Annotated in this window: 12 protein-coding genes; 3 read left to right on the top strand and 9 right to left on the bottom strand. The window is 33.4% G+C overall.

What is annotated here, in order from left to right; genetic code table 11:
- Positions 1–50: 50 nt before the first annotated feature.
- From csrA to ribA, 5 genes are all read right to left on the bottom strand, one after another.
- Positions 51–242: a carbon storage regulator CsrA gene (csrA, locus tag KO527_RS09830; protein WP_042143112.1), complete on the bottom strand. Its 192-nt coding sequence runs from the start codon at positions 240–242 to the stop codon at positions 51–53.
- Positions 243–881: 639 nt separating this feature from the next.
- Positions 882–3,482 (bottom strand): alanine--tRNA ligase, encoded by a 2,601-nt coding sequence (alaS, locus tag KO527_RS09825; RefSeq protein ID WP_216040136.1) that lies wholly within the window; start codon positions 3,480–3,482, stop codon positions 882–884.
- A gap of 44 nt (positions 3,483–3,526) precedes the next feature.
- Positions 3,527–3,985, bottom strand: coding sequence for a regulatory protein RecX (locus KO527_RS09820; protein ID WP_216040135.1), 459 nt, complete (start codon positions 3,983–3,985; stop codon positions 3,527–3,529).
- Between the two features lie 13 nt (positions 3,986–3,998).
- Positions 3,999–4,781 (bottom strand): BPSS1780 family membrane protein, encoded by a 783-nt coding sequence (locus KO527_RS09815; RefSeq protein ID WP_216040134.1) that lies wholly within the window; start codon positions 4,779–4,781, stop codon positions 3,999–4,001.
- Positions 4,781–5,416: a GTP cyclohydrolase II gene (gene ribA / locus KO527_RS09810; RefSeq protein WP_216040133.1), complete on the bottom strand. Its 636-nt coding sequence runs from the start codon at positions 5,414–5,416 to the stop codon at positions 4,781–4,783. Before ribA ends, KO527_RS09815 begins: the two co-directional genes overlap by 1 nt.
- A 259-nt stretch (positions 5,417–5,675) precedes the next feature.
- Here ribA and KO527_RS09805 point away from each other — a divergent pair, with 259 nt between their 5' ends.
- The 3 genes from KO527_RS09805 to KO527_RS09795 all read left to right on the top strand — a co-directional run bounded on the left by KO527_RS09805 (position 5,676) and on the right by KO527_RS09795 (position 7,537).
- Positions 5,676–6,317 carry an energy transducer TonB gene (locus tag KO527_RS09805; RefSeq protein WP_216040132.1) on the top strand — a complete coding sequence of 214 codons (642 nt, stop codon included), beginning with the start codon at positions 5,676–5,678 and terminating at the stop codon, positions 6,315–6,317.
- Between the two features lie 76 nt (positions 6,318–6,393).
- Positions 6,394–6,948: a sigma-70 family RNA polymerase sigma factor gene (locus tag KO527_RS09800; protein WP_216040131.1), complete on the top strand. Its 555-nt coding sequence runs from the start codon at positions 6,394–6,396 to the stop codon at positions 6,946–6,948.
- Between the two features lies 1 nt (position 6,949).
- The gene (locus KO527_RS09795) at positions 6,950–7,537 is read left to right on the top strand and encodes a hypothetical protein (protein ID WP_216040130.1); all 588 of its coding nucleotides are present in this window, start codon (positions 6,950–6,952) and stop codon (positions 7,535–7,537) included.
- Positions 7,538–7,594: 57 nt separating this feature from the next.
- Here KO527_RS09795 and KO527_RS09790 read toward each other — a convergent pair whose 3' ends face one another.
- The 4 genes from KO527_RS09790 to KO527_RS09775 all read right to left on the bottom strand — a co-directional run bounded on the left by KO527_RS09790 (position 7,595) and on the right by KO527_RS09775 (position 11,881).
- On the bottom strand, positions 7,595–7,927 hold the full coding sequence (locus KO527_RS09790) for a hypothetical protein (protein WP_216040129.1): 333 nt from the start codon (positions 7,925–7,927) through the stop codon (positions 7,595–7,597).
- A gap of 72 nt (positions 7,928–7,999) precedes the next feature.
- Complete coding sequence (locus KO527_RS09785) at positions 8,000–8,197, bottom strand: PAS domain S-box protein (protein WP_216040128.1); 198 nt, start codon at positions 8,195–8,197, stop codon at positions 8,000–8,002.
- Positions 8,198–8,409: 212 nt separating this feature from the next.
- Positions 8,410–9,636: a hypothetical protein gene (locus KO527_RS09780; protein ID WP_216040127.1), complete on the bottom strand. Its 1,227-nt coding sequence runs from the start codon at positions 9,634–9,636 to the stop codon at positions 8,410–8,412.
- A gap of 301 nt (positions 9,637–9,937) precedes the next feature.
- Entirely contained in the window at positions 9,938–11,881 is a 1,944-nt protein-coding gene (locus tag KO527_RS09775; protein WP_216040126.1) for an alpha/beta fold hydrolase, read from the bottom strand.
- Positions 11,882–11,944: the final 63 nt, after the last annotated feature.

Genomic DNA, 11,944 nt, shown 5'->3' with positions numbered 1-11,944 from the left:
GGCATTTTTATTTTGACTTATTAACCTAAGTTATTAAATCAAATAATTACTTATTCGTTACCCGCTGAAGGGTTTGCTTTTTCAGCTTGAATGCGCATATAAATCTCTTCACGATGCACAGAGATGTCTTTTGGTGCATTTACACCGATACGTACTTGATTACCTTTAACACCCAGTACAGTAACTGTAACTTCATCACCTATCATAAGGGTCTCACCGACGCGACGAGTTAGTATTAGCATGCGCTTGCTCCTAGTATTTCATAAAATTAAAAGATTCCGTCCCTTCTTATTTTAAAGAATAAAACAGAGAAAAGTAAGTAAAAGTTCTAATTGGTTTTTTTCATACTCTTATTAAAGCTGTATTTGCTAAAAAAGCAATGAAAGACAAGCTTTTACTTGATAAAAATAGAATACGCTATTAAAACTGAAAGCACCCTTTATGGAAATAAATTCACACTAAAAACATTTTATTTTTTTATATTTTAAGCTTTAAGCGCAAATTTTGAGAAATAATGCTTGGAAATGACAGTTAGTTTTTGATGAAGATGTTTAAATAAATGAGTTTATTGATTTTTTACTTTTCGAGGGTAGGCACAAAAATAAAAAGCCACTTGAGAAAATATCAAATGGCTCTATAGGTTATAATGAAAAAAAAAGAGTCTAAGCTTTTTCAGAAATCCAAGCTTAAACACTGTCTAACGCTGAAGTTAGGTTTTCAGGTTGTGAACCAACTGTATGTTGACCATATCTGATGGCTACAAATTCAAACTTAAGCTTTTTCAGAAATCCAAGCTTCAACACCATTTAACGCTGAAGTTAGGTTTACAGGCTGTGAACCTCCAGTTATGTTGACCATATCTGGTGGCTACAAATTCAAACTTAAGCTTTTTCAGAAATCCAAGCTTCAACACTGTCTAACGCTGAAGCTAGGTTTTCAGGTTGTGAACCACCGGCTTGTGCCATATCTGGACGACCACCACCTTTACCGCCAACTTGTTGTGCTAAAAAGTTAACTAATTCACCGGCTTTAAATTGACCCGTTAAGTCTTTAGTTACACCAGCAATTAAGCTTACTTTAGCGCCTGCAGCAACACCTAATACAATAATGCCTGAATTAAGTTTTACTTTAAGGTCATCCACCATACCACGTAATGCTTTAGATTCTGTACCTTCAACATTAGCGATTAAAACTTTAACGCCATTGATATCAATCACTGAATCTAATAATGAAGCACCTGCAGCACTTGCAAGTTTATCGTTAAGTTGACCGATTTCTTTTTCTAAGCCTTTTGCTTTATCAACAAGGGCAGATACTTTATCAAGTGCGCTATTACTATCAGCTTTTACTAAACTTGCAATTTTATTTAATACTTCAGCTTGCGCATTAATATGATCTAATGCAGCAACACCTGTTACAGCTTCAATACGGCGCACACCTGCAGCAATGCCGCTTTCTGATACCAATTTAAATAAACCAATATCACCAATACGATTTACGTGAGTACCACCACATAATTCGATTGAAAAGTCGCCGATGCTAACAACACGTACTTCATCATCATATTTTTCGCCAAACAGTGCCATTGCACCTTTTTCTTTCGCTTCGTCAATTTGCATTAACTCAGTATTTAAATCAAGATTACGACGGATCTCTGTATTTACTTGCGTTTCAATCTTAAGTAACTCTTCTTTTGTTACACCTTCAAAATGAGAGAAATCGAAACGTAAACGGTCAGGTCCATTTAATGAACCTTTTTGAGTTACATGTTCACCAAGCACTTGGCGTAATGCTTCATGTAATAAATGCGTTGCAGTATGGTTTTTACGAATACTATCACGACGATCCACATCAATTTGTGCTTCAACACGGTCGTTTAAGCCAATTGAACCTACAACTTTACCTTGATGCGCTATCGCGTTACCAAGCTTAGTTGTATTAGTAACAACAAACTCACCACCTGTTACTTTAATAGTACCGGCATCACCAATTTGACCACCTGATTCAGGATAGAAAGTAGTGCGATCTAAAATCACGATACCTTCTTGGCCATCTTCTAGTACAGATGCATTTTCGCCATTGGCAAACAACTCAATCACAGTACTGCTGATATGATCGTTTTGGTAACCTTTAAACGATGTTGTGTGATCTGACTTTAATTGTTCATTATAATCAGTACCAAACTTACCTGCTTTTTGCGCTGTTTCGCGCTGAACTTGCATGGCAGCTTTAAAGCCATCTTCATCAATTGTTAATTCGCGTTCACGAGCTACATCTGCAGTTAAATCTGAAGGGAAGCCATAAGTATCATAAAGTTTAAATACTAAATCACCTGGTATCACAGTACCTTCAAGTGCTTTTAAGCTATCTTCTAAAATCACTAGACCACGATCTAATGTTTTACTGAATTGCTCTTCTTCAATTCTTAATACTTTTTCGACAATCGATTGTTGCTTAGCAAGTTCTGGATAAGCATCGCCCATTTCATTAATTAATGAAGCAACTAACTTATGGAAGAATGAACCTGTCGCACCTAGCTTATTACCATGGCGAACAGCACGACGAATAATACGGCGTAATACATAACCACGGCCTTCATTTGATGGCATAACACCATCAACAATTAAAAATGCACAAGAACGAATGTGATCGGCTACAACGCGTAGAGATTTATCTTCTAAATCTGTTGCATTTGTTACAGCAGCAGCAGAACTAATTAAGTTTTTGAAGATATCAATTTCATAGTTTGAATGTACGCCTTGTAAAATTGCAGCGATACGTTCAAGACCCATACCAGTATCAACAGAAGGCTTAGGTAAAGGTTCCATAGTGCCATCAGCATGACGGTTAAATTGCATGAACACTAAGTTCCAAATTTCAATGTAACGGTCACCATCTTCATCTGGCGTTCCTGGAGGACCACCAAAAATATCTTCTCCGTGATCAAAGAAAATTTCAGTACATGGACCACATGGACCCGTATCACCCATAGACCAGAAGTTATCTTTAGCACCAATGCGTGATACACGGTCAGGATTTACACCAATTTGATTAATCCAAATATCTGCTGCTTCATCATCTTCAGTGTAAACAGTTACCCATAGCTTTTCTTTTGGTAATTGAATTACTTCAGTTAAAAAATGCCATGCGAATTGAATTGCTTCAACTTTAAAGTAATCGCCGAAGCTAAAGTTACCTAACATTTCAAAAAATGTATGGTGACGAGCTGTGTAACCCACATTTTCTAAATCATTATGTTTACCACCGGCACGTACACAACGCTGTGAACTTGTAGCTCGTGTATAAGGACGGCTTTCACCACCTAAAAATACATCCTTAAACTGAACCATTCCCGCATTGGTGAATAATAAAGTTGGATCATTACCTGGTACTAAGCTGCTAGAAGGTACGATTTGATGCTGTTTACTAGCATAAAAATCTAAAAAAGTTTGACGTAATTTTGCTGTGCTCATGTGTTGCATGGGTTATCTCACTCGTCTGACACTATGCCCATAGCCATTCATATTCATGATTGGTTATGGGTATATGCGAATTCAATTTGTTCATAGTTAAAACCCCGGTACATTAAATAGCGTACTATTTTCGCTTTTTGCTTGTAGTCGGGCGTGTCTGTAATATTCGAAAACTTCTTAATATATGCTGTTCTGGCTAATTGAAACCAATCTATTTCCATTTCTTCAATTTGAAATGCTAACAGTGTTTTATCAATGCCTTTAGCGCCTGCTTCTGATTTTATTCGGGCATAACCATGATTCTTGGCTAAATGGCGTCGAATAAAACCTTCGCAATAACGTGTCTCATCAATATAATTAAGGCTTTCACACCAGTCTAATAGTGACTCAATATATTCTGGTGATGCTTCTTTTTTCTGTAGCTTAAAAGTTAAATCACGACGAGAATATTCTTGTCGTGATAATAACCATAAAACATAATTTTTTAATTTCTGCTTGGCTTGTTCTTCCATTTAACATCTTTCTTTAGGCATTAAACTGGCCATGTGAACTTGGCGGTTCATCATTATTTTGGTCTATGTTTTCTTCGTTTAATTGAAAGATTGCTTGATAAGCAATAAAGAATGCGATGTAACTTATCGGCATAACAATCAATAATGGAATTAAAGACAGTAAAGATGAAATTAAAATCAATACAGATAAAATGCCACCAAAAACACCTAAAGCAGCAAAATTGTGCCAAAAAGATAATAAACTTGCTTTTATAACTTCAAAAATTGCTTCTTTCTTTTTGAAATAAACAAGCGGAACTGCAAACGCAAAAGCCATCATATAAACAGCAATTAAACTGATAAATAAAATGACATTAGCAGGCTGTATTGCAGCGATAAATTGCTCAACCACTAACTCTGGATTTTGTGCATTTTCTTGTAAAATTAATAATGCATCTTCAAATAAAACACTACTAGCAAGCGCTAATAAAATACCGGCAGCCATTTGATATAAGCCCAAACGGAATAAACCGAGCCTAGTGCCCTTCTCTGAAAATGGTTTTAAAATATCAGCAAGTGCAATTTTTTGACCTTGAAGCTTAGCCAAAACAGCGCGATAAAACCCTGCAATTAAAAATGGTGCAGCTAAAGCGGCTGGAATTTGCAGTAAAGGCATCAAAAATGGAATAAAGCCCACTATAATTATGAACAGATGCATAAAAATAAAAGTGCCTGGCTGAGACTTAAAAATTTGCCATGCAGCCTTAAACCACTCTAATCCAGATTGCGCTTTAAAAACTCTTAATTCTATTGCCATTATTTATCTTCATTCTCTTTACGAATACTAATTACTTTACCTAAGTCTAAACGATGTGAACCATGTTTAACTTTAGTTTCTAAATAGGCTTTATTACCCTCTTTAACATGGGCATGTGTACCAACTACATTATTAACTATTATACCCGCATCTTTTAATGCATTTATTTTTCTAGGGTTATTTGTTAATAATTGAACTTGAGAGATACCTAAGGCTTTTAACATTAAAACAGCATCAGAAAAATCACGTAAATCGTCTTCAAATCCTAAGTGATTATTCGCTTCATAAGTATTCATACCTTGAGACTGTAATACATACGCATCAATTTTATTATATAAACCAATACCACGTCCTTCTTGACGTAAGTAAAGTAAAATGCCACCTTCTTGATGCATTTTTTCGATTGATTCATTTAGCTGTTCACCACAATCACATCGTGATGAATGAAAAACGTCGCCAGTTAAACATTCTGAGTGCATACGCACTAAAGGTGTTTCTTGATTTTTATCTGCGTCATTAAAAATCAAAGCTACATGTTCTAATTGATCTTTTAGGCCGGTAAATGATACTAATTGCGCTAAGACATCACTATTTTTGCCAACCTTAAGTTGAACTCTTGCCCTTACTTCTGCCACAACATATCTCAAATATAAATTTAATAGCGACATTATACTTAAACATGTCAAAAATACGAGTTTCATTAATGCGTAAAAATCATTCTAAACGCGGCTTAACTTCGCTAAACAAACAAAGAATTAACTTCCTTCACTAATATAAATTATCTTCGAATAAAAATTATTTATATTTATTATAAAAATTTAACCCCTTCTAATTTTTTATAACGTTTTATATATGAGTCTTACAATTTTAGAAAATAACTCCCTGGAGAAGCTTATGACAATCGCTATCACTCAAAGTCCTTTATATAAAAGTTTTAAATTTTCATCTTTCATTTTAGGTGCCAGCATCACAACCATAATCACTTTTGCATTTATGCATTATTTAATTAAAAGTGACTATAAAATTGCTGTGGATGCACCGGAGATAATTGAAATAGATGTAATGCAAGCGCCACTCATAAAAGCAGTTAAGTTAATTACCCGAGTGCCTCCGCCGCCACAAGTAAAACCGCAGCCACCTAAACATATGCCGCCTCAGGTAGAAACTGTCGATCCTGGAAACCCGCTAACCCACTTTGCACCGGTTATAAAAATGATCAGTTCAACAATAAAAATGCCCACAATGACAAGCTCTCAAGGTGAAGCAACACCTTTAGTGAGGATCACACCAAAGTACCCTATTACAGCAGCAAGGGACGGTAAAGAAGGTTGGGTTCAACTTGGATTCACAATATCAGAAATAGGTACTGTTATTTCACCATACATTATAAACTCAGAACCTAAACGCGTATTTGATAAAGAAGCAATAAGAGCACTTAGAAAATGGAAGTACAAACCTAAAATGGTTGAAGGTAACGCAGTTGCGCAAACAGGACAAAGTATTCAGCTAGACTTTAAGTTAGATAAAAGCTTATAGAGATATAAATAAAATCAGGAATGATCAAACATTCCTTTTATTTAAAAATAATAAATATAAAAGGATAAATTTATTAATGATAGTAAGTTTAAAAGAGTGGTTATTACCAAAAAAAGATGCCGAAACTTTAATGTCTCTGTATTCAAAGTCAGGAAAAAAAGAATTACTGCAAAGACTAGTAGAGTTACATGCAAATGATTTATATCATTTTCTATTAAGTCAAAGTGATATTGAATTAGCAAAAGATGTTAGCCAAAAAACCTGGTTAAAAGTAATTGATAAGCGAGAGTATTATCAAGCAAATGGTTCATTTAAAGCTTGGTTATTTACTGTTGGTCGTAATACCCTACTTGATGAACTTAGAAAGATAAATCGCTTAAAAGCATTACTTGATGATCAAGTAGAACCTGAAAGTATTCAAAAACATCATTTTGAAGCGAATGAAGATATACAAATAAAGTTCAAACAACTATTAGAGCAATTACCTTTTGTTCAAAGGGAAGCTTTTGTTTTACAACAAGAAGGGTTTTCTATTTTACAAATAGCGCAAATCACACAACAAAAAGAACAAACCATAAAAACAAGATTACGTTACGCTAAATCTTACTTTAAACAGCATATAGGAGGCTAATATGTCACAACCTGAAAATAACTTTGATGATAAATTGAATCAATTATATAAAATCCATAAATCTGACAATAAGTTATCTCCACAAGAAAAAAAACATTTAATTACTCAAGTTAAAAATCAAAACAAGTTTAATTGGATAAATACACTGCAAATCAGCTTAACGGCAGTCGCTTTATTTACATTGTTCAGTTTGTATTACAATCAAAAAGACTATTTAAACAGCACTGAAGAAATTGTTTATATACCTAGTATCACAGAAATCCATTACTTAGAAAAAAACAGTTATCACAAAAAAATTAAATATGCTCACCAGCAAGCAAAAGAGCAACTAGCAAAGGCGCAATCAATACTTAATAGCCAAAAGCAGCTTAGAGGTAAATTAATTAATAAAGCCGATGATTGGTATATTGAGTCATGTAATAAAGACATTTTAGTACAAGTTAACGCATCTCTTTTACAGCAATTACAGCGCAATAACGCCCTTGATAATAATATTTCACAGGGAGATTTGTTAGCTTTTAAGCATAATGATAATGGAGAGATTATCGCTTTAATCAAAACAGATAACCTGCAGCAATGTCATGGATAATAGGGATTTACTTTTTAAGAAGTCAGAAAGCACCCTGACTTCCTATTGCTCATTTGATTACGTTTTAGAGTGAATGCATCTTATTTTATCAAGCTCTTTTTCAAGGCACTCAGGGCAAGTACCATGGCTAAATTGTGCATCAGAATGATTACTTAAGTAAGACTCTAATATTTCCCAAGTCCCTTCTTCATTGCGGATCACTTTGCAATAACTACATATAGGGATCAAACCCTTTAAGGTCTTAATTTCTTGTAATGATTTTTCTAATTTACCGATCAAACTTTCACGCTCTAATTCTGCGACTTTAATACAAGTTATATCTTCAACGCTGGACCAAATAAACTCCTCATCACTTATTTTTACTATTTGCCCCGATAAGCGTACTGGCACTAAATGACCATCAGCGTGAATATACTCCTTTTCATAGGGTCCATATCTGCCGGTTTTTTGTAGGCTTTCTAATTATGTTTTTTCTTGCGAATAATATTTTTCAGGTGTGATTTGCCAGTAACTTAAGGTGAGTACTTGCTCAACTGAATGACCTAATATTTTTGAATAGGCAGTATTTACATCAATTAAATCGCCGCTCATGCGACATAAAGCTAGCCCAATTACGGTATTTTCAAAAAGTACCCTATTGTAGTTTTCATTATTTTCCATCGGCTCTAAATCCTTTTATGCCTTGGTTACACGTTTATTTCTTTTAAAATTATAGTTGAACTTAAGTTTTCGACAAGAAACATCAATTCCTGATTTTTTTATTTATCAATTAAAAAAGCTAGTAACGATGAATTACTGGCTTACAATGAGGTGTTAAAAACAATGTTTATTAATTTACTCAACCAAATGTAATTAACTTCTTACCTATATTATTATTTTAAGTTTTGTTTTTTAGACTTGGCTTTAGCTACATTATTATTAGCTGAGTTAGCTTTAAGCTGAAACAACACCGAAATTTTATTATTTTTATTATCATATAAGTATACTGTTTCGGCACCTTGAGATGAGGCTACAACAGCAACATATAAATTACCTTTATCTTCTTTACTTGTAATTTTTATTTCACTGTCAGGAAAAGTGTTCAGTAACTTTTTAAAAATCTTAGCTTCATCTAATTGGTTATTCACAAAGTGATATTCTGCATGCTCACCATTAAGTTTTACAGCATATAAATCTCGATTATTTGTAGTTTTCTCTATATTAGAAATATCCATATCCTGATTAGTAAATACTTGAGAATAGCTATAATCATCAAGATTTAATTTAAATATCTCCTTAGCTTCAGCGTTACTTTTGCCAAGTGCATAGAGTTCTTTTCCTGACTCACTCAGAGAGATCAAATTTAACGAGTCACCCACAATCTCTTTTTTGCTTTTAGGTACTTTAATCCAAGAATCATTTTTACGAACATATAGTAAGCTAGTATTATTTTTATCACGCCCATAAACAACTTTCACTTCACCATTTGCGTTTGTTAAAAACTCTGCATGGGCAATAGGAGATTTCACCACTTTATTTCTTATAACACCAGTATAAACATTAAGTTTATATACAGTGGCTAAGCCTTCTTCAACAATATACTCATTACCTCTCATTACCGTAGGCGTAGAGCTAATCAAAATATGTTTATCATCTTCAGGTAAGATATCAATCACCTCACCGTTACCCTGAATAGACTTTCTAGCACGGATCAAACTGCCAGTTTGCATTTCTCCAGCCTGATAACCATAGATCATTTCTCCCATAGCGCCATCTGAATTAATAGCATATAATTCACCAGATAATTGTGGAAATTTTTTACCTGGAAACCTTTGAAGCATATTGATTACAACTCTCTCATCATTTACCCAACGAAAGTAACCCACTTCATGCGTTCCTGGAAATTGCACTCTACCTACTGGAGCTAAAGTTTTTCTATCTAAAAAAACCAAACCCACTTTATCATTCAATGCCATTGAAACAGCTAAATGCTTACCATCAGGAGATATTTTAGTACTATAAAATTGGCTCCTATCAAACCCTTTCTCACCTTTAGCATTTACATTTAATGGTATTATTAAAATACTGCATAATAAAAAAAACTGAATTATCCTATTCACGATATATTTCCTTTGGTCTTTTTAAGATATATGTTTATATTAAAATCACATTAACATGCTAAAAATAAAAAAATAGTTTTCGAAACTATTAATTTGTAAGTAAAAATTAATAATTATATTTTACTATATATGGGTTCTGCACTTTTCTAGTTTATTCACTGAAATTTATGCTATTAATTTATTTAAGAAAATCTGAATTAAACATCATTCGCTAAACTACTTCATCTGAAAAATTAAATTTCAAAATAAAAAAGACCAGTAATTATGATTACTGGTCTCAATATTAAGCATTTCAAATTAGCTATAAAAGATGTTTATCTAAAAAACCAACTACCTTTTTCATATACGCTTTTTGGTTTTTAGGGTTATAAAAACCATGCCCTTCTTTATCAACAGTAAACCACTCATAAGTTTTATTTGCTTCATCAAGTGCTTCTCTTAATCGTTCAGCATGTTCAAATGGCGCTCTTTCATCATTTTCTCCATGGGCAAGCAATAATGGAGCTTGGATTTTTTCAACATAATTTACAGGTGACATACTTTTTAATAATTTTTCATCTGTGCCTAACACTCGTTTTAAATAGCTCAGTCCAGAACGTCTTTGTTGAACATCACCTTCTTCAAACATTAACTCCAAATCATAAATTCCCGCATTAGCAATTACGCACCTATAAGTTTCAGGAAAAATAGCCGCACTTTGCACCGCAGAATATGCTCCAAAACTAGCCCCCATAATACATACATTATTATCTTTTGCTTTATTATGTTTAACGAGCCATTGATAGCCATCATAAATATCTTTCTGAGTTAAACTGCCCCAAGATTTGTAACCTGCAGCCTCAAATTCATACCCAAAACCACCTGAGCCTCGGTAATTTACTTGTAGCACAGAATAACCATGAGCCACTAAGAACTGAACTTGAGAAGAAAACTCCCAATAGTCCCTCACTCCATGAGGTCCTCCATGAACTAACACAACAACAGGAGCTAACTCTTTTTCTTTATTAGATTTTGCTTGAGTAAAATAGCCATTTATCATTTTACCATCTGAAGATTCAAAATTTATGGGTTCAACTTGGGCAAATTCACTGCTTTTAAATTTAGGTTTAAACCTGAATAACGCTGTAATTTTATTATTTTTCTTATCAAATAAATATAACGTTCCTGGGTCTATATCAGAAGATACCATAACAACATAAAATTCCCCTTTCTCTGTTTTACTCGTTATGGTGACTTCACTGTATGGGAAAGTAGCGAGTAAATCCTTAAATACTTTAGCCTCTTCAAGACGCTTATTTAAAATCAAATAAGCTGGGTAGCCATCATCAATACGAATCGCATAAGCTGAACGATTGTTTGTTGTCATTTCAACATGTGTAACATTTACTTTTTTATCCGTATAAATAGATTCATAACTAAAATCTTCAAGGTTTAATCTAAAAACTCCTCTAATATCTTGCTGATAATTATCTAAAGTATATAAATATTTTCCTGATTCACTAATAGATAAAGGATAAACTTTTTCACCAACACTTCCTTTAGGTACTTTTTTCCAATCATTTTTATTCTTGATATACATTTGTGAAATATTATTATTGTCAGTACCTACAGCAATTTTAACATTCCCCTCAATATCTGTTAATAATTTGGAAAATGATACAGGCGATCTACCTAATTTCTTTTTGATAACACCAGAATATACATTCAATTTAAAAATAGATGCATATCTCTCTCCAGTAGCACTCATAGGAGTTGAACTTACTAAAATATGCTTCTTATCTTCAGGTAAAATATCTATAATCTCCCCCCACCCAGAAGTTGATTCTTTCTTTTTTAAACGACTTCCTATGTTCCATTCACCTGAGCGATACCCATAAATCATCTTACCTTTTGAGCCGTCTAAGTTCACAGAATATAGTTCTCCGTAGGAAGAAGGTGTTTCTGACCAAGGATCTTTCTGTACAACATTAATTACAACTCTTTCATTATTAACCCAATAATACCTTCCTAGTTCTAAGTTACCTGCAAAACTAGCAGAACCGACTAGCTTTAAGTTTGCTCTTTCTAGAAACACTAAAATAGTTTTTCCTTTCTTCAATGTAGCTACAGCAAAATGTTTTCCATCTGGTGATATCTTTGAATTTTGATACTGAACATGATCAAATAATTGATCAAACTTTTCAGTAGCATGCACAATTGATATTGCAAATATATGCAATAAAAAAACTAACTTAAATATTTTCAACAACACATTTATTCCATTAATTTAAAATCTTCATAACAATTTGTTACAATAACATGTTTAAAA

It is taken from the genome of Pseudoalteromonas sp. C2R02 (assembly GCF_018860845.1).
In the GTDB taxonomy this organism is placed as follows: Bacteria; Pseudomonadota; Gammaproteobacteria; order Enterobacterales; family Alteromonadaceae; genus Pseudoalteromonas.
This window is presented reverse-complemented; position numbering and strand designations above follow the sequence as displayed.